The sequence below is a fragment of the Chitinophaga nivalis genome (assembly GCF_025989125.1).
Classification (GTDB): Bacteria; Bacteroidota; Bacteroidia; order Chitinophagales; family Chitinophagaceae; genus Chitinophaga; species Chitinophaga nivalis.
This window is the reverse complement of sequence record NZ_JAPDNR010000001.1, coordinates 2933154-2956028: the sequence shown is the minus strand read 5'-3', so window position 1 is coordinate 2956028 and position 22875 is coordinate 2933154. Positions and strand designations below refer to the sequence as shown.

The 22875-nt window shown below is 48.9% G+C and carries 15 protein-coding genes and 1 riboswitch; of the genes, 9 read left to right on the top strand and 6 right to left on the bottom strand.

Annotated features, from left to right (window positions below; translation table 11 throughout):
* Window positions 1–30: 30 nt before the first annotated feature.
* On the bottom strand, window positions 31–1695 hold the full coding sequence (locus OL444_RS12075) for an ArnT family glycosyltransferase (RefSeq protein ID WP_264732943.1): 1665 nt from the start codon (window positions 1693–1695) through the stop codon (window positions 31–33).
* A 582-nt stretch (window positions 1696–2277) separates the two neighbouring features.
* On the opposite strand from OL444_RS12075, the gene OL444_RS12070 reads away from it, so the two are divergent.
* The 4 genes from OL444_RS12070 to OL444_RS12055 are packed head-to-tail and all read left to right on the top strand — an operon-like array spanning window position 2278 to window position 8031.
* Window positions 2278–3528, top strand: a complete 1251-nt coding sequence (locus OL444_RS12070; RefSeq protein WP_264732944.1) for a TolC family protein — start codon at window positions 2278–2280, stop codon at window positions 3526–3528.
* An 8-nt stretch (window positions 3529–3536) separates the two neighbouring features.
* Window positions 3537–4601, top strand: coding sequence for an efflux RND transporter periplasmic adaptor subunit (locus OL444_RS12065; protein ID WP_264732945.1), 1065 nt, complete (start codon window positions 3537–3539; stop codon window positions 4599–4601).
* An 11-nt stretch (window positions 4602–4612) separates the two neighbouring features.
* Window positions 4613–4918, top strand: a complete 306-nt coding sequence (locus tag OL444_RS12060) for a DUF190 domain-containing protein (protein ID WP_264732946.1) — start codon at window positions 4613–4615, stop codon at window positions 4916–4918.
* The gene (locus OL444_RS12055) at window positions 4915–8031 is read left to right on the top strand and encodes an efflux RND transporter permease subunit (RefSeq protein ID WP_264732947.1); all 3117 of its coding nucleotides are present in this window, start codon (window positions 4915–4917) and stop codon (window positions 8029–8031) included. Before OL444_RS12060 ends, OL444_RS12055 begins: the two co-directional genes overlap by 4 nt.
* A gap of 84 nt (window positions 8032–8115) precedes the next feature.
* Here the strand turns inward: OL444_RS12055 and OL444_RS12050 are convergent, their stop codons facing one another.
* The 4 genes from OL444_RS12050 to OL444_RS12035 form a co-directional block, all read right to left on the bottom strand.
* On the bottom strand, window positions 8116–10551 hold the full coding sequence (locus tag OL444_RS12050; protein WP_264732948.1) for a TonB-dependent receptor: 2436 nt from the start codon (window positions 10549–10551) through the stop codon (window positions 8116–8118).
* 224 nt (window positions 10552–10775) lie between these two features.
* Entirely contained in the window at window positions 10776–11999 is a 1224-nt protein-coding gene (locus OL444_RS12045) for a PepSY-associated TM helix domain-containing protein (protein WP_264732949.1), read from the bottom strand.
* Window positions 12000–12543: 544 nt separating this feature from the next.
* Window positions 12544–12927, bottom strand: coding sequence for an acyl-CoA thioesterase (locus OL444_RS12040; protein WP_264732950.1), 384 nt, complete (start codon window positions 12925–12927; stop codon window positions 12544–12546).
* A 323-nt stretch (window positions 12928–13250) separates the two neighbouring features.
* Window positions 13251–13439, bottom strand: a riboswitch (cobalamin riboswitch).
* Between the two features lie 100 nt (window positions 13440–13539).
* The gene (locus tag OL444_RS12035) at window positions 13540–15045 is read right to left on the bottom strand and encodes a glycoside hydrolase (protein ID WP_264732951.1); all 1506 of its coding nucleotides are present in this window, start codon (window positions 15043–15045) and stop codon (window positions 13540–13542) included.
* Window positions 15046–15665: 620 nt separating this feature from the next.
* Here OL444_RS12035 and OL444_RS12030 point away from each other — a divergent pair.
* Window positions 15666–18482: an amidohydrolase family protein gene (locus OL444_RS12030; protein ID WP_264732952.1), complete on the top strand. Its 2817-nt coding sequence runs from the start codon at window positions 15666–15668 to the stop codon at window positions 18480–18482.
* Window positions 18483–18503: 21 nt separating this feature from the next.
* Entirely contained in the window at window positions 18504–19769 is a 1266-nt protein-coding gene (locus tag OL444_RS12025; RefSeq protein WP_264732953.1) for an amidohydrolase family protein, read from the top strand.
* Window positions 19770–19884: 115 nt separating this feature from the next.
* Here the strand turns inward: OL444_RS12025 and OL444_RS12020 are convergent, their stop codons facing one another.
* Entirely contained in the window at window positions 19885–20577 is a 693-nt protein-coding gene (locus tag OL444_RS12020; protein ID WP_264732954.1) for an alpha/beta hydrolase, read from the bottom strand.
* Window positions 20578–21208: 631 nt separating this feature from the next.
* On the opposite strand from OL444_RS12020, the gene OL444_RS12015 reads away from it, so the two are divergent.
* The 3 genes from OL444_RS12015 to OL444_RS12005 all read left to right on the top strand — a co-directional run bounded on the left by OL444_RS12015 (window position 21209) and on the right by OL444_RS12005 (window position 22862).
* Window positions 21209–21706, top strand: coding sequence for an SRPBCC domain-containing protein (locus tag OL444_RS12015; RefSeq protein ID WP_264732955.1), 498 nt, complete (start codon window positions 21209–21211; stop codon window positions 21704–21706).
* Window positions 21707–21793: 87 nt separating this feature from the next.
* Complete coding sequence (locus tag OL444_RS12010) at window positions 21794–22180, top strand: DoxX family protein (RefSeq protein WP_264732956.1); 387 nt, start codon at window positions 21794–21796, stop codon at window positions 22178–22180.
* Window positions 22181–22235: 55 nt separating this feature from the next.
* Window positions 22236–22862, top strand: a complete 627-nt coding sequence (locus OL444_RS12005; RefSeq protein ID WP_264732957.1) for a dihydrofolate reductase family protein — start codon at window positions 22236–22238, stop codon at window positions 22860–22862.
* The last annotated feature ends 13 nt before the right edge of the window (window positions 22863–22875 follow it).

The window sequence follows — 22875 nt, the reverse complement described above, 5'->3', positions numbered from 1 at the left end:
GGGGCGTCGTATCATTTTACAGACAGCAACTTAATGCTGTACCGGTTCTCTTTTCAGGAATACGAATCCGTTTTTACGGTATAATTCCTTGAGAGAGGTATACTGTGCGTAATCATTCACCCGGTCTACCTTGGTCACAAAATAAACAGGCTTATCGATGTTGCCGGTCAGCAGCCACTCTTCATTATAGGAATTTTCATTGGTGGGCTTCTCTTTATGAGTATAGAAGAAAGGCGCATAGCTCCAGTAGCCCAATACCTTTACATAACAATCTTCGCCTTGTCTGGCTTCAAAGAAATCGATCGCCGCCCCCTGGGAATATCTTTCTACTTTAGGCACAATGATCGCTGCCGCCAGGAAAATCACCAGCGCAGTACCGCCAAAGTACGTCCAGGCAGCACCGGCATAATTACGTTTTCTCAGCATCCGGATACCAACAATGAGGGTCAATACCATGATAATACCCACCAGTCCTTCGGAACCATTCCAGGTCACTTCCGCCGCCATATTGGCCTGCGCAAAAGTATCCTTTACATAAGGAATCAGTCTTTTGATATTCAGTCCGATCAGCGGTACCGCCAGCAACACAATGGCAATGATACTACCCAGGATCGTCGTGAGTACGCCTACATACTTTTTATAATTCAGCTCCTTCCGTTCCCATTTGTAGAAAGTATAGGCAGCCAGGAAAGTGAGCGGGAACCAGGCCATAGAAGAATAGTGAATGATACGGGACTGTACAATGGTAAACAATAAAGTAACCACCCAGAACAGGATCAGCATCCATACCTTAAAGTCCTTGTCAAAACGGCTGCTGTACTGCGACCGGAAAAAGGAGGGCAACGCAAAAAGCGACGCCGGAAAACAACCGATCAGCAACACCACATAGTGATAGCCCCAGAAACCTTCCTGGCCGGCATCATGCGTGGTAAACAAACGGTATTGATATTTCATGAACTCCGCAATAAACCAGGTACCATTTTTTGCCGTCTCATAACCATACCACGTGGCAGTTACCAGCGAGGCTACTACCAGGAACAATAAAGCATGCCCCCAGCCAAAATAAAAACGGAACCGGTTATAGATAAAATACACACCCAGTACCATCAGGAAGATCATCAGCGCTACCTGTCCCTTGGTCAGGATAGCCAGCCCCATATATATACCGGACCAGATCGCATAGGTCACCGCTGTTTTTTTCAAACCTTCTTTATCCACCCCGTTTCTCTTCCAGGTATATAAAATGAAATAGTAGAGCGACAGGAAAATGAACAGGTTAAACCACGGATCAATGATACCGGATTTAAAGTACATATTAGGAAACAAAGATCCGCCATAGGCCAGCGCCCACAACAAACCAAACTTCCGGTCGTACACCCGGGAACCACACAGATAGATGACCACCAGCGTTACGATACCACAGATGGCATTCGGAAAACGGGCAGCAAATTCATTGACGCCAAAACATTGCATCGCCAGGCTTTGCATCCAGAAAAACATCGGCGGCTTTTCCCAGAACGGCTTAAAGTCTACATACACCCGCGTGTAATCGCCCAGTTTCAACATCTCCCTGGAACATTCCGCAAAATTTATTTCATCCCAGTCGAACAGATGTACCCTGCCCAAAAAGGGTATAAAAAAAAGCGCGGCAATCACCGAAAGCAATATGACATTTAAGGTTTTATTTGAATGCATATTATATTTAGTTAGTTGTAGCTAACAAATATATGAGCATATAATATCTTTTACAAATCCGTTCCGCCGCTCCCCTGTTTTTCTCCCCCGGTATCCACCTGCCAACCTGCGATGCATACGCAGCAGCAGCCGGCATAAATGCCAGCCTGTCTTCCGGATAACAATTATTTAATAACCCTCACGGCTATAGTCAAATCAGGTTCCCTCGTTTTTATGGCCGGCGACATAACCCATTGATACCTTGTATTTAAAATTATGTCTATCTTCAACCGGGATTTAATGCACCGGCAGGCAGCGCGTAAACACAGCATACATCGCTTCCTCCCATTTGTGAACAGAGAGGCACCCATAAATTTATTTCTTCGTTTTAAACACGCATGATACCGATATAGCACTCAAGGCACTACCGGCGATGTTGCCCTCATTGGCAGCACCTGATGTATCCGCAATCATTGATACGATCATCAGGCAGCAGGCAATCAGTACAACACCCCACCCTGCCCTTTTATTCGCCGGACTACACCGGCCACCATCTTACGACTCAAACGGCTCCCATCATAATTATTAATCGAACTGACAGGTATGTTAAAAAACAACATTTTATGCTGCTGGTTTTTCCTGTGCTGGTATACCAGCCTGCAGGCGCAATCCGGCCTTACTTTAAAACAAGCCTTGCACACCGCACAGCAAAACAATCCTTTCCTGCAACCCGCTACCCTGAATACCGGCATCGCACAAAGCGATGTCATTACCGCCGGCCTGCGGCCCAATCCGGTGCTGAATAATCAGACATTGCAACTCATGGACGCCCGAAATTTTGCGGCCAACACCAACTTCGCCAATGCACACAACCGGCAGGTATGGTGGCAGCTCACCAAACCATTCCAGCTGGCCGGGCAACGGAAATACAAACAGGAAGTAGCCTACAAAAATGTGACCCTGGCGGAGAAAAACTACCTGGGCACCGAACAGGGGGTACTGGCCGAAACCGGCAACAAATGGCTGGACGTATGGTACAGTAAAGTAAATCTCGACCTCCTGAACCAGGCGCAAACCAACATCGACAGCCTCCTCAGCACACAGGAAGTCCGGTTGAAGAACCAGGTGATCAGCCAGAGTGACCTGGCCAGAACCCAGCTCTTGTCGGAGCAATACCACCTGCAGCTGCAACAGGCTACCCAGCAATACAACAACGAAGTACAAAACCTGCAGCTCCTCACCGGCAGCAACAACACCCTTACCATCGATACCGATGATCCGGTGATTACCCTGGAAGTAGTGCAGCAGCTGGATAGCCTTACCCGCCTGTCGTACGCACAGCGGCCGGATATGCAGGTGGCACAAACCAGTATTGATGCCGCCAAAAGCAACATCCGCCTGCAACGGTCCCTTGCTCATCCCGTTCCGGAGCTGGGGCTGATTTATAATCCGCAGAACACAGTACCCTATTTCGGTTTCTTCGGTACCATTGACCTGCCGTTTTTTAGCCGCAACCAGGGAGAAATTAAAAAATCAAAACTGTTGCTCCAGCAATCAGAACAATCCCTGGCAGCGACCCGGCAACAGGCGCAAACAGAAGTACGTAACGCCTACAATACTTACCAGGTCAACAAAACAACCATGGAAAAGTATAAAAATATCCTCGACAAATCATCCTGGGTATTACAGTCCGTGAAATACGCCTACGCCCGCGGAGGTACTACCATCATCGATTTCCTGGAAGCGCAACGTACCTGGTTCGATACCGAAAAGATGTACTACACTGCTTTATACGACTACCGTAAAAGCTACCTGCAACTATTATATGTAACCGGATTAATTAATCAACTCTAATGATTCAGATGAAACGCATTATACCCGGCTTAATGATAGCCAGCATCTCCCTGGCAATATTATCATGCGGCTCCCATGAACCGGAGAAAAAAAACACTCCTGCCTCCAATAAACCCATCGTACAGGACAGTGGCCGCGTCATTCAGTTCCCGGCCGACAGCCTTACCCTGAGTTACTTCCATACGGCCGTAGTCACCAAAAGTGACCTCAACACGGCCCTCACAGCTCCTGCCCGGGTAGTAGCCACCATCGTGCCTTCCCGGGAAGACCTCGGACAAAACATCGTCTTATTCGACAATGCCGACCTCACCGCCAACTACACAGAGATGCTGCAACATACCATCAACATCCGGGAAAAAGCCAGCATCATCCAACAGAAGAAAGCGATCGTCAGCCAGAAACAAATTGAGCTGAGTCGTTTTCAGGACCTCGTAGAACACGGCGCCGGTACCGGTAAAGATGTATCTACTGCCAAAACGGATCTGATCTCCGCACAAACGGATGTAGCCGTAGCACAGACAGAACTGGCCAACGAAAAAACAGCGATCATAGAACATGAGTCCAAACTGAAACTGGCCGGTTTCGACCCGCAGGCAGTGCTGCATGCACAACCCGGTAAAGTATGGATCATCTGTGATATGCCCGAAAACCAGGTTAATAAAGTAAAAGAAGGCAGTACCTGCACCCTGCAGTTTACCTCTTATCCGAATGAAACCTTTACCGGCACCATCGAAGATATTGGTGAAGTGGTAGATAACATTACCCGCATGGTGAAGCTACGTATAGGCGTACGGGATGGTAAAAAACAACTGCGGGCCGGCATGTTTGCTTCCGTAAAATTTGATGTCAGCGAAGGCAATACCTTGTCTGTTCCCAGAAGTGTACTCATTACCGTACAAGGCAAAAACTATGTATTCGTAAAAGGAAAAGCGGCCCACTCCTTTGAACGGAGAGAGGTGCTCACCGGCGCCCAGGTGGCAGACCGCGTAGTGATCTACACCGGCCTGCAGGAAGGTGATATCGTAGTCACCGACGGCGCCATGGAATTAAAAGGAATTTCTTTCGGATACTAAACCCCTGCTTTATGTTACAGGCTCAGATTTTTATAGACAAAGACGATCTCTATGGTACCCGTCCTCTGTATGAGTTTATCATGCAGCAGCTGTTGCTGAACAAGGTAAAGGGTGCTACCGTATATAAAGGCATCATGGGATTTGGTGCCAACCAGCAAATGAAACGACCGGATCAGATGTTCTCTTTTGATGATCCCCCTATCGTGATCACCTTTATTGATGAAGATGCCAAAGTGCGGGATGTACTGACCCGCCTGCGGCAGGAATACAAAGGTGGATTCATTATTACTCACCATGTAGACCCATTCGAGGCATGATTCGCAACATTCTTATATTCTCCTTACGTAACCGTTGGGCAGTGATCATTGCTGCCGTAGTGCTTTCCGTCATTGGTTACTGGTGTTTTACCCAGTTAAAAATTGAAGCATACCCGGATATTGCCGATACCAACGTCATCATTGTAGCGCCCTACGAAGGGCGTGCCGCCGAAGAAGTAGAACAACAGGTAACCGTACCCATTGAGCGGGCGCTGAATAATGTGCCCCGGGTATTGGACCGCAGAAGCCGTACTATCTTCGGTCTGTCTGTTGTACAGCTCACCTTCCAGGATGGTACCGATGATTATTTCGCCCGGCAGCAGGTGATAGAACGCCTGTCGTCTGTTTCGCTGCCACCCGGCGTTACCACGGAGCTGGCGCCCCTTACCACAGCAGTCGGTGAAATATACCGCTATGTGGTAGAAGCGCCACCCAACTACACGCCCATGCAGCTGAGAGACCTGCAGGACTGGGTGATACGCCCCGCGATCCTCCAGGTACCCGGCATTGCGGATGTAACCACCTTCGGCGGCCCATTGAAACAATTTCACATTCTAACGGCGCCGGATAAACTCCGTAAATACAACCTCACGCTGCAAGCCGTTATTGATGCGGTACAAAAGAATAACCAGAATACCGGTGGAAACGTCATCGAACGGGGCGGACAAGGCTTTGCCGTACGTGGCCTCGGTAGCGTGAAATCGGAAAAGGATATCCAGAACATTGTACTCACCGCCGTAAACGGTACGCCTATCTATATCCGCGATGTAGCCACGGTGGAAGTAACGCCACCGCCACCCAGCGGGGTAATGGGCTACGCCGTACCGGATGAAGGCATCGATAAGGTAGGTGCTCCGGAAGGCATCATTCTGCTGCGCAGGGGAGAAAACCCCAGCGAAGTGCTGAAAGCCTTAAAAGCTAAAATGGCAGATATCACCGAAACAGAATTGCCGGATGGCATTCACCTGCGTGTACTGTATGACCGGAGTTTCCTCATCAACCACTCCCTGGAAACCGTATCCCATACGCTTTTCATGGGAGTAAGTATCGTGGTGATCATCCTCGTTTTCTTCCTGGGCAGTATCCGTTCTGCACTGGTGGTAACGGCCACTATTCCCTTTGCCTTGCTGTTTGCGTTTATACTGATGCGGCTCACCGGTATTCCGGCCAACCTGCTGTCTTTAGGTGCCATCGACTTCGGGATCATTGTAGATGGGGCCTGCGTGATGGCGGAACACCTGATCCGGCGTTACCGCAATGCCACCGAAGCGGAGAAAAAAGGCGGTATCACCGGCATCACCATGCTGGCGGCACAGGAAGTAGGACGGGAAATCTTTTTCTCCGTTACCATCATCATCCTGGCCTATACGCCCATCCTGCTGATGACAAGAGTAGAAGGTAAACTCTTCTCTCCCATGGCGCTCACCCTGGCTTTTGCGGTAATCGGTTCTATGATCTGTGCCTTGTCACTCATCCCGGTACTGATCTCCTTTGCCTATAAAAAAGCCTTGTCGGCAGATAAACCGATGAAGCCACACCATAATGTGGTGCTGGACTTTTTAGAGCGTACCTATAAAAAATCGCTCAACTTCTTTTTACGTTTCCACAAACAAACCGTCATCGCTGCAGGTATCATGATCCTGTTGCTGATTGGGCTGGGTGGCAAACTGGGAACAGAGTTTCTGCCAGAGCTGGATGAAGGTTCTATCTTCATGCGTGCCTTTTTACCTGCCGGTGTAACCATCCAGGAAAATGCGAAGATTGCCCCGAAAATACGGGAGATCGCCGCCCGCTATCCGCCGGTAAGATACATCATCACACAAACAGGCCGCAACGACGATGGTACCGATCCGTTCCCGACGAACCGTACGGAAATCCTCATCGGACTCAAAAACTATAAGCTGTGGAGTGATACCATTTCCAAAAAAGAACTGGTGAAAAGAATACAGGCCGATCTGGAAAGAAATATTCCGGGCGCCTCTTTCAACTCCGGTCAGCCCATCATTGACCAGGTGATGGAAATTGTAACCGGTAGTGCCGCCGACCTCGCCGTTTCGGTAGTGGGCGACGACCTGGCCATGATGCGCACAAAAGCAGACAGTATTGCCAATATCGTAAAAGCCACACCCGGTGCGGCTTCTGTAAACATAGAACAGGAAGGTACCCAGGCACAGCTGGCCATTAATATCAACCGTGAAAATGCCGCGCGTTTCGGTATCAACGTGAGTGATATCCAGGGAATGATAGAAGCTGCCATTGGCGGGATGCCGGTAGGCACGCTCTATGACGGTACCAAACGTTATGATATCGTGATCCGCTACCTGCCGGAAAACCGCAATTCGGTAGAAGCCATCAAAGCACTGCAGATTCCTTCCGCAACCGGTGCGCTCATTCCCATGGAACAACTGGCAGACATCCGCTTTATCGACGGCCAGACAAACATCTACCGGATAGATGGTAAACGCATGATCACAGTACGTACCAATGTACGGGGCCGTGACCAGGGTTCTTTTGTATCGGAGCTGCAGGAAAAAATAGCGAAGCAGATAAAGGTGCCGAAAGGCTATGATATCATTTATGGCGGCCAGTACGAAAACCTGGAACGCGCCGGCAAACAGCTGTCACTCACCATTCCGCTCACCATTGTTATCGTATTCGTATTTCTGTTTATGCTCTTCAAAAGCATGAAACATACGTTCGTGACCATGAGTTGTATGCTGGTAGCACTGGCAGGCGGTATTGTGGCGCTCTTTATACGGGGTTATCACTTCAACGTATCCGCCGGTGTAGGCTTTGTATCCATCTTTGGTATCTCTGTCATGGCAGGGGTATTATTGGTATCGGCCCTCAACCGCGAAATGTATCGTTCCCCCCTTACCGTTAGAGCCTCGGTACAAAAAGTAGCAGTAGACCAGTTCAAAGCAATTATGATGATGCTGGTAGTGGCCATCATCGGTTTAATACCGGCAGCCATCAGCTCCGGCATTGGCTCCGATGTACAACGGCCGCTGGCTACCGTTATCATCGGCGGACTCACGTTTACCTTACTGTTCACCCCCGTTGTGATTCCACCACTTTATTACTGGCTGGAACGTAAACCACAGGGAGAATAACTGTAATAACAGCAATGCCCTGTGTTATATACGCGAAGAGCATCTTCCTATATATAACACAGGGCATTCTTTTTATATCCGCTCTTATCCTTTCCCCTGCACTTTCACATCATCATTGCTGATTTTTTTCACGCGCCGTTGGTCGAACATCCGGCCAAATTCCCAGTTAACCGTCAGCTTGATGGCGCGGTTATAATACTGGTTCTGCATGCGGGAAGTAAAGGTAGCGGCCTGCAATACTTCTGTTTGTGTAATCGTATTGGAGAACGGATTCACCAGCGATAACGTCATCACTATTTTCTGTGCCGGCAATTCTTTTTTGGCAGAGAAGCTATAGTAATAGCGGGAGGTTTTATGTCCCTGTAAAGTTACCAGGCGGCTGTTGTATTCTCCGAAAGCCTGGAGGGCATAGTTAGCCGGCAGCTTATAGGTAGTATTGATATTCACATCTCCGGCCCAGCCATTGTTGATAATCAGCAATGCGCCGCTTTTATAATCCAGGTGATTGACATTCACATTACCATTCAGGCTCCACTGCGGCAGAATATCTTTGGTAGCACTCACATTCAATCCAAACTGACGGTTGGTAGCCAGGTTTTGTTTGCTGGTGGTAGAGATACCATTCCCGTCGGTAGTGGTATAATCCTCGATGGAATTTTCTGTTTGTTTCCCGTAAAGTGCCGCATTCAAAAACAGACCACCATTCGTATTCAGGCTGTACGTAAACTCTGCCTGGTGGGCAATTTCAGGTTGTAATTGCGGGTTACCAGTAACGATGTTTTTAGCATCGCTGGCGTTGGCATTCGGATTCAGGTCCCAGATATAAGGCCTGGTCAGTCTTTTGGTATAGCTGAGTGACAGCGCCTGTTGTTCATTCAGCTTTTTAGTAACCGTAGCCGTAGGAACGAAGTTGAAGAAGTTGTTATTGAAGGTAGCACCGGATGAGCGGAACTTACCATCAATAAAAGTACCTTCTACTCTGGCGCCGGCTTCTGCATACCAGTCATGACTGAAATTTACTTTCAGCAAAGCATAGGCAGCCAGCACACGCTGCTGATAAGAAAAGTAATCGGTACGGTCAGGCTGCAGCACCAGGTCTTCCGGACGGCCCATGGTACTGGCATCTACCCGGTAATCGTTGTTGACATTCCGGGAGATGGTTTTGATACCGCCCTGTAATATCTGTTTACCGGCAGCAGACAACGGCTGCGTGTAATCTGCCTGCAACGTCCATTCCTTACCTAATGTTTCACTGTTGTTCAACTCACGGTAACGGGTAAAAATATCTTTTTCCGTCTGGCGGGAATTATACCGGGAACGATCCCGTGATGGAGAGAACTGTGCCAGCAACGTCAGTTCCTGTCCGGGTTTGCTGAACTTGCGGTTGTATCCCAGACTGAAATCCGCGCCGAGGTAGTTGGCTTTGGTTTTTACAGACTGGCCGTATTGCTCTGCGAAAGAGCCATCAGGCCGGATGATAGCCGTTGTCTGCTGATTATCTTCCGGCCAGTTACCCAGCCAGGTGTTGATACCCAGACTAAATTCGCTGAGGGAGTCTGCCATATAATCGACACTGATTTCTGCAGATCCATGTGGCATCACATTATCTTTTTCGGTATGCTGACGCAAAGAACCGGCGGGTTTATTATTCGTGAGCGTAATACGTTCCAGGTCGGAAACGGTTTTGGACTGCAGCCTGTGCAGGTGTCCGGCAATATTTACATTCCACTTGTTCTGCGAAAAGGAAATACGTGGATTGAGCGCCTGTTCCCAGTTACTGGCCATTACCTCCAGCGCTCCGCTGAATTGTTTTCTGCCTTTTTTGGTAATGATGTTGATCACCCCCGCTGCCCCTTCTGCATCATATTTGGCAGAGGGCGTGGTAATTACCTCCACGGATTTGATCATATCTGCCGGCATCATATTGAGGGCATCCGCAGCACTGCGGGCCATCTGACCAGAGTATTTACCATTCACCAGTATTTTCAGGTTGGTACTTCCCCGCATGGATACGTTACCCTGTGCATCCACATTCAGCACCGGTGCTTTACGCAATACATCCGCGGCAGTACCTCCTTTATTACTCAGATCATTTTCTGCATTGTATACCAGCATACCAGGCTGCTGCGACACCAGCTGACGTGTAGCCGCCACCGTGATCTCTTTCAGTTGCTGGGTACCTGGCGCCAGGAACAACGTATCCAGACTCACTGTTTTTTTGGCAGCAGGAACGATTAATGGCATTCTATACATCCGGTATCCGATAGAAGTCACTACCACGGTATATTCACCGGCAGCGGGCAGGGTATATTTAAAGCTGCCGTCGGTTTCACTGTAGGCAGCAGCAACCGGCTGTCCTTCTTTATTGAGTACGCCTACGGTTACATAAGCGACCGGTTTTACAGAAAGGGAATCCACAATAGTACCTTTTACGGTATACTGCTTTTCCTGCGCCTGTGCAGCCATTATGGTAAATGGCAGGCTTACCAGCCCAAGCAAGGCTATCTTCCAATTCATCATGTCTGTCTTTTTTTGAACAATGCGCTCCCGTGCGGGCCGGGTCATACAGCCTGCCATTTCAGAGATGGTGTACAGCCGCATACGATACGCCTGTTACCGGGATAACATTAATAAATCAGTGTATTTATTTTCATAGTATCAGCTATCCGTATAGAAATTTTGCTTGCTACAGGTGATTGTTCTATACTTTTTTCAACGGATAGCCTGTTTTCAGGCAGCTGGCATTACACCTGTGGTACAGGGCGTGCAACAGCAGCTTTTGTTTTTACAGCTACAGGTTTCTTCTTCTTTTTCCGTTTGCCCCACCATACCAGGAAACCGGTTATCGGCAGGGTAGCACCGATAAGGCTGGCAAAGAAGGCGGCAAATTTTCCGGGTAATCCCAGTATGCTACCCACATGGATATCGTAGTTCATGCGTCGCAGTTTGTCTCCAAAGCCGGCTTGCGCATAAGGCACTTCATCTCCTTTCAGTTCCGCAAGGGTATACTGATCAAACGCATAACGCTCATGATTGTAATATTGTCCTTTACTGGGATATACTATTACCGTAATCACGCTGGCAGCATCCGCCGAATCCGGGAAACTCATATAAAAGCCGCTGGAAGCCGGATGCTTCTCTGCTACCTTGTCCCACGCCAGGTCCATAGACTGTGCCGGGGTGTATTTTTTATGAGGGGCCTGCAGCGTATCGGAAACCGGCCGACTATCTTTAGATATTGATTTACCACCGGTAGTGGTCCAATACACTCCTTTACTCCACCAGTCCAATCCCCACACCATACCTGTCATACCAATGGCCAGCAATACCAGCAATCCGTAGAAACCCAGTACATTGTGCAGGTCGTAGTTCACCCGTTTGAAACTGGCGCCCCACTTGATTTTAAAGCTTTGTTCGCGGGTATTTTTATTCCATTTTTTAGGCCACCATAATACCAGACCGCTGATCAGGGTAATAACACATATCAGGGTACTGTAATTGATGATAGGACGGCCTATTTTATATGGCAGCCACAGGAAGCGGTGTCCGTTGAGTATCCAGCGGAAAAAGTCCGCTTCACCCGGCTTACGGGTTTCTTTGCTGATTACTTCGCCGGTATAGGGATTTATTTTCAGGGAAGATCCACCTCTTCTGCTACCGACATTGGTTTCAATCGCCCGGCCTTCGCGGTAAAGCATATAGCCCGGCTTTTTACCAGGGTACTCCTTATCCACAATTTCCATAATACGGGAGGGAGATATCACAGCTTTACCTGGCTGTGTAGCCACCACGGTACGTGGTTCGAGGATACCGGTAATTTCTTCATTAAATACCCAAATGCAGCCGGTGATACAGATGATCACAACGATGATACCTGATATCAGTCCCAGCCAAAGGTGCAGCCAGGCAGAAATACGATAGAATAAGGACCGGGAACCGGGTTTATGTGCTGGTTTTGGTTTTTTCATCAGTATTTCATTTTAGCAGTAAAAACGTAGGAAACAGTTATCTCACAGATGCCGGCTATCTTATTAGCACTACCTGGCAACAGGGCAAGGGTGTAATAATTGTTTATCAGTCGTTTTTTCTTCGTATGCATTTTTTTGAATGATATTATAATAATACTTTACGGATAACGCGATTGGCTATACTCAGGGAACAGGCAGGAATATCCGGTATCGTTTATTTCCTGATTTCACGTTGCAGTAATACTTCCCGCAGATGAAGCACCGGTTTTCATCCGGTGATCAGTGCACAAAAGTATTTGAATATTCACGGAATCATTTTCGATATCGGGAAATTTTTAGCGTGCGGAATGGGATATATTTTCCGCATTGATGTAGGGGTGGTGCTGGTTACAGGCGCTTCAACTTATCGTGAAAGGGATCTATCAGGGGGTTTTAACGGATTCAATTCCGGGCCGGATTCCGCTGCTGCTGGTCAGCAGGGCGGAAAACCGGCCTGATAGGGAATTGCAAATAAAAGGGATGCGCTATTAAACGCAGCCCCGGGTTATAGGACTTTCACAGGTTTTTTCTGGTCATCAATGGCCACAAAGGTGAACGTTCCGGAGATCGCCAGCTCTCTCACATCCGAATACATCTCTTCAATAAAAATCTCTACCGATACTTTCAGACTGGTATTGCCTACCTTGGTTACTCTGCCAATCAGCTCAATGATGGTACCGGCAGGAATTGGCTTGGTAAAATCAATCCGGTCAGATGAAACGGTGACTACTTTTTTACGGGTAAAGCGGGTAGCGGTAATAAAGGCTACTTCATCCATCAGGTACATCGCAGTACCACCAAACATGGTATCATAATGGTTGGTGCTTTCCGGGAAGATCGCTTTGAAAATGCGTGTTTCTGATGCCTGGATACGTTCTTCTATTGTCATGTTTCCGATGGTTTGATAAACGAATAAATAATATTTTATCCTGCTATACAGCAGGTATTAACGGAAAAGCCTATACGCTTTTCCGCAATAGTTTTGCTGAATGATATACAAACCGTCAGGGCAACTGCCAATCGTCACCGGCAGGCCATGTGGCTACCCGATTATCATTCAGTCAGGGACAGTGTTTCATGTGGAAGTATCAATGAAGGAAGGCATACCAACAGATAGGTATCATCTGTCAGCATTTACGTGACGGCTGTAGTATACAACCAGGCGTCACTATTATCCTGTGCATTGACACCGCTTCAGTCCACGAAAGCATTGTCAAAAAACAAATAAGGCAGGTATCCTGGCTCGCAGCATTTTATTCGTTCTTCTCATCCTCTCGGACAATGAACATGGAGGAATAAAATCGGGTAGCTGCTTACAGTTGCGGGACAGCCCATGATTTACACATGGTTCCCTTTTAATGCTTTTGCGCGGCAAAAGCAACCTTTATCTGTAAAGAGTGGCACAAATATACACATTAAAACATTACGCAACGGCCCGAAGTGCATACAGTGAATTACTATATGCACTTCGGGCCGTTGCGTACTATATAAAAAATCGTGGTTATTGCTGTTTGCCGGTGAAGGTAATTACGCTGCGCGGAGGCGCTACCACATCGATGGTACCATCTGCGTTGGCAGCCTGCGGTGTACCCTGTGCCCAGCGGGCAGCTCCTTCTGCCGTCAGATAGGAAGTTAAGGAACCTGCACGGAAACCTTTCAGCTGCAGGTGGCAATTCACAGCATCTCCGGTGGTATTGGTCATCACCACGGTGAAGTTACCGGTCTGCGGCTCTTTGTAAGCCGACATCTGCACATTGGCGTTGCTGTTGCTAACACCGATACGTACATAACCCGGATGGATAAAGCGGGAGTATTGTCCCATTACATCGTATGTTTTAGGATATTCCAGTTTACCATCAGCCGTTGTACCAATGAGTGATTCATTGTTACGGATAGCCAGCATTCCCAGCCAGTAAACAAAAGCATTCACATTACACTCTGCCAGGAATTTATGCATGCTGGTCGCAAAGGCCAGTCCTTCCGTCATGCTGTTATCATAGATACCATTATCGTCGCTGATTTCTGTGAGCCAGATAGACTTACCCTGTGTGTTGAAAGTCCAGGGTGCAGGACGTTGGTTGTAGCGGGGCTTTTTAGAGATCATCAGTCCCGGCAGATCTACGATTTCCGGATAACCATGTCCGGCAAAGATATCTACCTGACTGGCATCTATACCGGATAAAAAGCCCTGTGCAGTACCCCACGCTGCATTTTCAGAAGCGATGATTTTTGTTTGGAGTCCATTCGCCTGTAAGGCAGGCCGCAGGTTGTTGGTAATAAATTCACCCAGGTGTTTGCTGTCCCAGTAAGAAGCATCCCAGTCAGATACAACGTTCTCCGGTTCGTTGGTAGGAGAGATCGCGTAGAAGTCGATACCCTGTTGCTGATACGCTTTTACAAAACCCGCCAGGTATTTGGCGAAGTTGGAAGAGCAGCAGTTGAAGTTAAGCCCATTGAACCATTTCGCATTGATCACCGCATTGGTTTTCATATACAACGGCGGTGTCCAGGCACTGGCAATAGCTACCGGTACATTATATCTTTCTTTTACTTTCTTCAATATCCACAATTGCCCTACCTGTTCGCGTGCATCTTCGCTGAGATTTTTGTAGGCAGCGCTGTTGGGATCCATGTTGATATCCGCGCCGGCTGGCAGAATGGTGACCTTACCTGTTTGTGCATCAAAAGGGAAAGTATGCAATACCTTGCTGCGTATAATAGACAGCTGCAACCCGCTGTTGCCGAAGAGCCGCTCCATCACTGTGTCGCGGTTGGCCGATTCAAAAAATGGCATGATACGTCCACCGAAAGTACCAAAACCTTCCATCCGCTGATAGGTTTTATCCCAGTCGAGGGTAACACCCGCTGCTTGCTGCGCCAGTGCGGTACCGGCATGTACGGCCCGGTTATCGTCTTTGTTTACAGTATCCTGTACTGGTTTGGAACAGGCGCTAACAGCCAATAGCATAGCTATAGCAATGCCGGATTGCTTCCATTGATGCTTCATTGTTTACTGATGTGTTTATAGATTAAAGGATAGTATAAACGGGTTTGTGTTTACAGGATATCTTGTTCACCGTACTTGTTCACTGATTGATATATACTTATCGGGATCCAATTTCCGGATTTTTCCCGGAGTATAGCTGGGTTAATAATAAGTTTAAAATTTATTAATACAATAGTACCCGAAATACCCGTCCGGGTTTCTCTCGTCTCTCACAGGCAGCCAGCACTTTAATTTACAAAATGTTATTTGTAATACATATCACCACGCAAAAAAAATCACCCCTTTTCTAAAAAGCCACCTTTTCCATTTATCCTTTTTATGTTTTTCTTAAGAAGAAAAAAAATACACCGGCACTTGTTATCCTGTATTCGGGTATGGATAGAACAACCGTTTATGCCTGCATAAAACGGGTGGTTACCACTCATAACAATTACCATATTTTTTGCAATAGCTACCCAATGAATTAGCGGGTATAACGTTGACGATGAACGCCTGAGCATAGAAATTATTGTTATCAGAAAAGATAGGGGTCAGCCATCTGCTTCGTGTCATTATCCTTGAAACGCGATAGTCAAATATCTGCATAACCTACACGATGAGTTTCGTTAAAACCACATGACATGACAAGCTTCTTATTCTTAAACACGCGTACAGAAAAGCCCGCCGGAAGCCCGCTTACTGCCTCTCCCATCCGCACCGGCATGGCCGGTACCTTACTGAAAAGATATGCGTTACCGTTATGCCTGTCTTTTTTATCTGCCATTCACTATGCCCAGGCACAAACTACTTTTCCGGTCAATGGTGTCGCCTCACCACGGGAAGGATGTTATGCCTTCACCCATGCGACCATTGTAAAAGATGCGCAGAACACCCTCCCGGATGCCACCCTCGTGATCCGCGAAGGAAAAATCACGCAGGTAGCCGCAGCGGCTACGATTCCCGCAGATGCGGTAGTGGTAGACTGCCAGGGGAAATACATCTACCCTTCCCTCATAGACATCTACAGCAACTATGGCCAGGATGCAGCACCACCGGCACGCAGGGTCACCAATGTATTCGCCCAGCTGCCTCAGTTCCTGTCCAACAAAAAAGGCGCCTACAACTGGAACCAGGCGATCCAGAGTGAAGTCAATGCAGCCGCTTTATTCCAGGTCAACAACAGCCAGGCTGCCACTTTAAGAAGTGCCGGTTTTGGCACCGTACTCACCCAACGACCCGATGGTATTGCCCGCGGCAGTGCGGCTCTCGTTACCCTCGCCAATGACCGCGAGCATAAAGTCATGCTCCGCGAAAAAGCCGCCGCCGCCTATTCCCTGGATAAAGGCAGTTCTTTGCAGAACTATCCCTATTCCTTCATGGGCAGCGTAGCCTTGTTACGACAAACCTACCTGGATGCTAAATGGTATGCTTCCCGGCCGCCGGGAGAAGGCGTTAACCTGAGCCTGCAAGCCTGGAATCAGTTGCAGCAGCTGCCGCAGATATTTGCCACTGATGATAAATGGAATGTACTCCGCGCAGATAAAATCGGCGACGAATTTGGCGTACAATACATTATCAAAGGGGGCGGTAATGAATACCAGCGCATACCTGAAATGGCGGCTACGAAAGCTACTTTCATTCTGCCGCTCAACTTCCCCGCCGCCTTTGATCTCAACAGCGTTGCGGATGCGCGCCTGCTCACCCTTACCGACCTTAAACACTGGGAGCTGGCACCCACACAACCCGGTGCCTTCGAGAAAGCACGCATACCTTTCTGCCTCACGGCAGATGGCAGCAGCAACCTCCCTCAGTTTCAGGCCAATCTGCGCAAAGCCATCGCCTATGGACTCAGTGAACAAAAGGCCCTGGAAGCACTTACCAAAACACCCGCTACCCTGCTCCAGGCATATGACCAGGTAGGTAGTCTGGAGCCTGGCAAACTGGCGAACTTCCTCATTACTTCCGGTCCGCTGTTTCAGGAAAATACACGCCTGTTGCAGAACTGGATACAGGGCAACCGCTATATTATTCAACCGGACAACGGACAACCGGCTACGCCCACTACGCCTACACCTCCACTGCCGGTATTGGGTAAATTATATTATCCCTTCACAGGCTATGGCTGGGAAACCGTACCCACGCCACAGGATATACTCATTGCCCATGCCACCGTATGGACCAGTGAAGCCGCCGGTAAACTGGAAGACACTGATGTATTGGTACGTAATGGCAAAATTGTACAGGTAGGGAAAAATATTCCTGCTGGCAACGCCATCGTTATAGATGGTACCGGCAAACACCTGACACCGGGTATAATAGATGAACACTCGCATATTGCCATTCCGGGCGATGGTATGTACGACGTCAATGAACCGGGAAAATCAGTTACCGCAGAAGTACGTGTAGGCGATGTCGTTAATCCGGAAGACATCAGTATTTACCGGCAGCTGGCCGGCGGCGTCACCACGGCGCAGTTGCTGCATGGCAGCGCCAATGCCATCGGCGGACAAAGTCAGCTGATTAAACTCCGCTGGGGCGCCAATGCAGAAGGACTGAAATTTGCCAACCAGGCACCTTTTCTCAAAATGGCATTGGGAGAAGGCACCAAACAAAGCTCCTGGGGTGAGCTACACAGGAACCGCTTTCCACAATCCCGTATGGGTGGAGAACAGGTATATGCAGATGCATTTACCCGTGCCCGTGCCTATATGCAGCAAGGCCCCGACAAACGCCGTGACCTTCAGCTGGAAGCACTGGCAGAAGTGTTGCAACACAAACGTTTTATCACCTGTCATTCCTTTTCACAGAATGAGATGCTGATGCTGATGAAAGTAGCAGACCGGTTCGGATTTACCCTCAACACCTTTACACACGTACTGGAAGGTTATAAGATCGCCGGCAAAATGAAACAACATGGCGTGGGCGCCTCTACCTTCTCCGACTGGTGGACATTCTCCTATGAAACACAGGATGCCATCCCCTACAATGCCCGCCTGATGCAACAAAATGGGATAACTGTTGCCATCAACTCCGATGATCCGGAGCAAGGCAGAAGACTGAACCAGGAAGCTGCCAAGAGTATTAAGTATGGTAATATGCCGGAAGAAGAAGCGCTGAAAATGGTCACCCTGTATCCGGCGAAACTGTTGCACATTGACCAGCTGGTGGGCAGCATCCGGACCGGGAAAGATGCGGACCTGGTATTGTGGAGTGATCACCCGCTCAGCATCTATGCAAAGGTAGAAAAAACCATCGTAGACGGTACCCTCCTGTTTGACCGCAACAACGACCTGCTGGTACAGCAACGTATCGCTGCAGAACGTAACCGGCTGATACAAAAAATGATCGCGGAAAAACGTACCGGCGCCCCCGTGAGAGCGGTCGTGTATAACCCTCCTACGCCACACCAATGCGAATTTCAGCCCGAACAGCACGCGCATGAAACATTAAGCCACTAATCTTCCTAAACTACAACAACCATGAAAAAGCACGTTTTCATATATACGATCGCGTTAGTACTGAACAGCCTCGCAACAATGGCGCAGGAAGCCACGCTCCCCGCCCCGCCACAGGATAAACCCATCTATCTCACCAATGCCACCATACATGTTGGTAATGGCCAGGTGATTCCCAACGGCAGCATTGCCTTCCAGCAGGGAAAAATAACGGCTATCGGCACTGGTATCGCGGCTCCTCCCGGCGCTACCATCCGTGATCTGGGCGGACAGCATCTTTATCCGGGTCTGATTGCACCAGCCACGCAGGTAGGCCTGGTGGAAGTAGACCGCGAACGCCCCACCATGGATTACCGCGAAACAGGCCCCTATAATCCGTCGGTACGTGCCGTCGTCGCCTATAACACGGATTCCAGGATCATCAACACGCTTCGATCTAATGGTGTACTGCTGGCGCACATTGTGCCGCAGGGTGAACTGTTTGCAGGTACTTCCGCCGTCATGCAACTGGATGCGTGGGACTGGCAGGATGCAGCCTACAAAGCCGAAGCCGGACAACATTTCTATATTCCCCGGCCATATCCCGGCATGCCGGCAGCAGCGGTATTGGAGCAACTGGAAGAAGCCAGAACATTCCTGCGGGAAGCAAAAGCGTATCTGTCCAGCCAGCAGCATAGTGTTGTCAACCTCAAATTTGAAGCATTGCAGTCTTTGTTTAAAAAAGAGCAGCCACTCTTTGTGCATGCCACCCTGGTACAGGAAATGATGCTGGCAGTCGGGCTGGCAAAGGAGTTTGATATATCCGTTGTGATAGTAGGCGGCGCCGATGCGTGGATGATTGCCGACCTGCTGAAACAACAGCAGATAGCCGTGATCCTGCAACCGGCCCACTCCCTGCCACTAACGGCAGACGATCCGATTGACCAGCCGTATAAAACAGCCGGTCAGCTGCAACGTGCAGGGGTGTTGTTCGCTATCAGCGACAATGGTTACTGGCGGCAGCGCAACCTGATGTTTCAGGCCGGCACGGCCAGCGCCTATGGATTGAGTAAAGAGGAAGCCCTCAGCGCTATCACGCTCAACGCGGCGAAGATATTGGGGATCGCCCACCAGACAGGTTCTCTGGAAACCGGCAAGGATGCCAATATTGTGGTGAGCAAAGGCGATTTACTGGATATGCGCAGCAACCAGGTGACGCTTGCGTTTATACAAGGCCGTGAGATTGATCTTAACGACAAACACAAAATGCTGTACGAAAAATATAAAACGAAATACGGAATTACCCGATAACGCGTGTATAACACCCTTATAGCAGTACGCCTGGTAACAGTCTGGTATCCGCCATACATCCACTGCGGTTATCAGACTATACCAGGCATATTGTTGAATGCTTTATCAGTAATGCTTACGAGAAAGATTTGGCTGCTTCGTCAATCAGGGCTATGATTTCATCCGGGCGCGACGCCAGGGAGGCATGACTGGCATCCAGGGTGATGGTTTTCTGTGTCTGCATTCTTTCTGCCAGCCAGGCTTCTGTTTCCGGTGGAATCATGTGATCCTGGGAAGACACCTGGTACCAGCTGGGTTTTACTCTCCAGGCAGGTTCTCCGGATTCGTCTGCAAAACAACGACCGGCAATAGGCTTCTGCGATAACGCCATGACCAGTGACTCTTCTTTGTCCAGGTCCTGACAAAAACTTTCATGAAATCCTTCGCGGGCAATCCATAAAAAACCATCGGCATCCGGACGGATAAAGGCGCCACCGGAGGTAGGTGCCGTACGCCCCAGGATACTGCCCAGCGATTCTCCCTTATCCGGTGCAAAGGCCGCTACATATACCAGCCCCACCACATTGGATTCATGACCGGCGCCGGTAATAACGGCCCCGCCATAGGAATGCCCGACCAGCAGTACCGGCCCATCCTGCGCTTTCGCCAGCCGGCGCGTTCTGTCTACATCATCGGCCAGGGAAGTCAGCGGATTCTGTACCGCAGTCACATTGTACCCTTTGGCATCCAGTTGCGGAATCACATGCCGCCAGTGGGATCCATCGCCCCAGGCGCCATGAACAAGAATGATATTCAGTTTAGCTCCCATTACGTATCATATTTAAAGGTGGGTAAATCAGGTTGTCTTTTTAGTATGGCACCCTTATTAACCCATTAGGCTTTCATATTGTTCGCAGGTACGTATACATTAATGGTCATTTTCCCCTAAAAACAGAGGGGGGAAATACCGACATCCGGCTGTCGCATTTTCCTCCTAGTTTGTCGGGGGTCCACCCCTTTTAAGCGATGCAAACGTCCTAATTTTACAGCTATCAGGATATATCATCTGATCAGAAAAAGGTCCTCCATAAACCTCCAACCTAACCGGAAATTCAAGCCGATGGCTGATGTTGCACCCTTCCGGGAACGTTGATCCGGTAACCGGCGCCCTAACGTGCCCGTTCCGGCAGGTACTATTATCACCAGATTTATTTGTCGCATGCAGGGTGGGTGTTGTCGCATGACAATACCTGGTGAAAAATCTGTGTAAACCGGACGCGGTACCCTGCCCAGGTCCGGTAAGGGAAAACTTTGTCTATCACTTTCATCATCAGATAACCATGAATAACCAATACAGCTGCTACCATGCATCTGCGGCAGCGGCATGGCATTACCACCGTATGGCACCACATCAGATTCCCTCTGATAACTATTATTCATCCCCAAAAAAAGTACAGCACATGTATGCAAGCAATGAGGCTAACGGGAATACTTCCGACCGGGAGCTACATCTCACACGTCTTTTTAATGCACCCCGCGAACTCGTTTATCAGGCCTGGACCGACCCCCTTCACCTGGAACACTGGTGGGTACCCGAAGGATTTTCCATTAACAGTGAATACATCAGCGTAAGACCCGGCGGCAGCTGGCGGTTCGTGATACTGGGTCCGGACGGGGGCTATTACCACCATGAAGTCATCTTTTTAGAAACCGTATCTCCGGATCACCTGGTATACATGCACCACAATCATAATGAAACAGACCAATGTACCATCACCCTTCTTTTTACAGCGCAGGATAAACAAACACGGCTCAACATGCAGCTGCTTTTTCCGACCCGGGCCGCCCGTGACAAAGTACTCCGCGAACATGCCACCATGGAAAGCATGAACCAGACCCTGGATCGCCTGGAAAGTTTACTGACTAAAATCATCCACCTGCATTACAAGCTTAAATGAGTTTGTCCGCTGCGCTTTTTTAACCGATACACCTATCTCATCCACCATCTCATCACCCTTTGTAAATCATCGTAAATTTTTTATTCCATGAAAAAAATCAATACTGCTTACTGGATCTTTACCTTGTTGTTATCATTACTCATGATTGCATCTGCCATACCGGATATATTAGCTGTACCGGAGGCAGAAGCCTACTTCAAACAACTGGGCTATCCGGCCTACCTGCTGCCATTCCTGGGTATCGCCAAACTGCTGGGCATTACCGCCCTGCTCTTTCCCGGTTTTCCCCGGCTGAAAGAATGGGCATATGCCGGCCTCGCATACGACCTGACCGGCGCCCTCTATTCCGGCATCGCTACGGGCACCCCCATGAGTGGGTGGACGCCCATACTGATTGGTTATGTGTTAATAGCCGGCTCTTATATTTTTCATCATAAAAGACTGGCAGCAAGAATGCCCGTCAGTATTATATGACCGCAGGAAGCGGTCATCATCTGTCTATTTTTTAATACCGATTTATCTGCTGAAAATGAGAAAAGTGATTCTTTCAATTAACCTGACCCTGGACGGCTTTATGGCCGGACCCAACGGCGAACTGGACTGGCATTTCCCGCACTGGAATCATGAAATGGCAACCTATGCCTACGACCAATTAAGTGCGGCGGATACTATCCTGGCCGGACGTGTCACCTATCAGAAAATGGCCGACCACTGGCCTGTTGCAGCAAGAGATCCTTACAGCAACAGGCAGGATCTGGCCTTTGCCCGGCTGATGAACAGCCTGCCCAAAATTGTTTTTTCCAGAACATTATCCAAAGTCACGTGGCAGCATTCACGGCTGATGAAAGAAAATATCCGGGAAGCCATCATGCAGTTAAAACAACAACCCGGGAAAGATATGATTATGTATGGTGGCGTCACCATTGCTGCTGCTTTTATTCAAATGGAACTGATTGATGAATACAGGATATGGGTAAACCCTGTTGCTATAGGCAGTGGTACCCCCCTGTTCGAAAATGTGGAGCAACACTTAGCCCTGCAACTCATCGATACCACGCCCTTCAGCAACGGTGTGGTGCTATTGCGCTACCGCCCGGTGCTACCAGACATTTCTGCACCACGGTTCAACTGGGATCAGTCCAACCTGTTTCAATAATGATGGCATGGTA

Excerpts from the sequence above, each read along its gene's own strand:
- OL444_RS12070 (WP_264732944.1), top strand. The coding sequence starts at position 2,278 with ATGTTAAAAAACAACATTTTATGCTGCTGGTTTTTCCTGTGCTGGTAT.
- OL444_RS12035 (WP_264732951.1), bottom strand. The coding sequence starts at position 15,045 with ATGAAGCATCAATGGAAGCAATCCGGCATTGCTATAGCTATGCTATTG.
- OL444_RS12055 (WP_264732947.1), top strand. The coding sequence starts at position 4,915 with ATGATTCGCAACATTCTTATATTCTCCTTACGTAACCGTTGGGCAGTG.
- OL444_RS12075 (WP_264732943.1), bottom strand. The coding sequence starts at position 1,695 with ATGCATTCAAATAAAACCTTAAATGTCATATTGCTTTCGGTGATTGCC.
- OL444_RS12020 (WP_264732954.1), bottom strand. The coding sequence starts at position 20,577 with ATGGGAGCTAAACTGAATATCATTCTTGTTCATGGCGCCTGGGGCGAT.
- OL444_RS12050 (WP_264732948.1), bottom strand. The coding sequence starts at position 10,551 with ATGATGAATTGGAAGATAGCCTTGCTTGGGCTGGTAAGCCTGCCATTT.
- OL444_RS12025 (WP_264732953.1), top strand. The coding sequence starts at position 18,504 with ATGAAAAAGCACGTTTTCATATATACGATCGCGTTAGTACTGAACAGC.
- OL444_RS12065 (WP_264732945.1), top strand. The coding sequence starts at position 3,537 with ATGAAACGCATTATACCCGGCTTAATGATAGCCAGCATCTCCCTGGCA.
- OL444_RS12015 (WP_264732955.1), top strand. The coding sequence starts at position 21,209 with ATGTATGCAAGCAATGAGGCTAACGGGAATACTTCCGACCGGGAGCTA.
- OL444_RS12030 (WP_264732952.1), top strand. The coding sequence starts at position 15,666 with ATGACAAGCTTCTTATTCTTAAACACGCGTACAGAAAAGCCCGCCGGA.
- OL444_RS12040 (WP_264732950.1), bottom strand. The coding sequence starts at position 12,927 with ATGACAATAGAAGAACGTATCCAGGCATCAGAAACACGCATTTTCAAA.
- OL444_RS12045 (WP_264732949.1), bottom strand. The coding sequence starts at position 11,999 with ATGAAAAAACCAAAACCAGCACATAAACCCGGTTCCCGGTCCTTATTC.
- OL444_RS12010 (WP_264732956.1), top strand. The coding sequence starts at position 21,794 with ATGAAAAAAATCAATACTGCTTACTGGATCTTTACCTTGTTGTTATCA.
- OL444_RS12060 (WP_264732946.1), top strand. The coding sequence starts at position 4,613 with ATGTTACAGGCTCAGATTTTTATAGACAAAGACGATCTCTATGGTACC.
- OL444_RS12005 (WP_264732957.1), top strand. The coding sequence starts at position 22,236 with ATGAGAAAAGTGATTCTTTCAATTAACCTGACCCTGGACGGCTTTATG.